This is a genomic window from Protofrankia sp. Cr1, from assembly GCF_963555865.1.
GTDB lineage: Bacteria > Actinomycetota > Actinomycetes > Frankiales > Frankiaceae > Protofrankia.
In genome coordinates this window covers 1-902 of the sequence record NZ_CAUVXO010000015.1, presented here as the reverse complement: position 1 = coordinate 902, position 902 = coordinate 1, and the positions used below count along the sequence as shown (strand labels likewise).

Below are 902 nucleotides of genomic sequence, written 5' to 3'. Positions count from 1 at the left end.
TATTCCGGCCGGCCGGCTCCGGACGTCCACTTCGATCAGTCGCTCGGCGGCCTTGCTCGCTGGTCGTTCCCCGGCGGTTTTCACCGGTGCGTCCGGTGTGCTGTATGTGCCGCCCGACAGCCCCCGCATTGCCTCGGTCATGCTTCGAGACGGTACGGCCATTGCGTGTGCAACGCATAGCGGACTGTGATCGCGCTGGCGACATCACCTGTTCGGGTGGATACGACCCGCCGCTGCGGCGACCTGCCGAAGATCGGTGATCTTTCGAGGTTTGTGTGCCGAAAACGGCCCTGTTGATCTTACAAACCTAGAAAGATCGTTTCTGTCGAGTCCCGGCAGCGAATCGCGACCGTGCGCGGCGGATGGCGGATGGCGGATGGCGGATGGCGGCATGATCGCTCATGATGTGCGGTAGGTGATGGTCACGCGGCGGTTCTGGGCGCGGCCGGGGCTGTTGTCCGAGCCGTCCGGGTTGGTGTTCGGGGCCACCGGGTTGGCCGAGCCCTGTCCGGTAGCGGTGACCAGAACATCGCCGGGGGCTTTCGGGCGCAGCAGGTCCGCGACCGCGTTCGCCCGTCGTTGGGACAGGATGACGTTGTACGCGGGCGTGCCGGTGCTGTCGGTATAGCCGTTGACTGCGACCGTCCCCTTGGCGTTACCGATCTGCGGGGCGATGTCGGTGAGCTGGCTGCGGGCCGCATCGGTCAGCTCGGCGGAGTCGAAGGCGAACAACACATCCGAGCTGATGGTCACGGCCACTCCGGAGCCGTCATGGCGCTCGGTCCGCAGCGCGAGGACAGCCTTGTCGAGATTGATCGGACGGACCGCATCCACCAGGTCGATCTGCAGGACCGATTCGGCGATGGCCTGATCGCTCACTGTCTCCACGGGTGCGGGAGGCG

At 65.9% G+C, this 902-nt stretch carries 1 protein-coding gene; it reads right to left on the bottom strand.

Annotated features, from left to right (window positions below):
• Positions 1-399: 399 nt before the first annotated feature.
• Positions 400-902: OmpA family protein (locus tag U9980_RS03000; RefSeq protein ID WP_322766580.1), on the bottom strand; the 503-nt coding region annotated here is incomplete at its 5' end.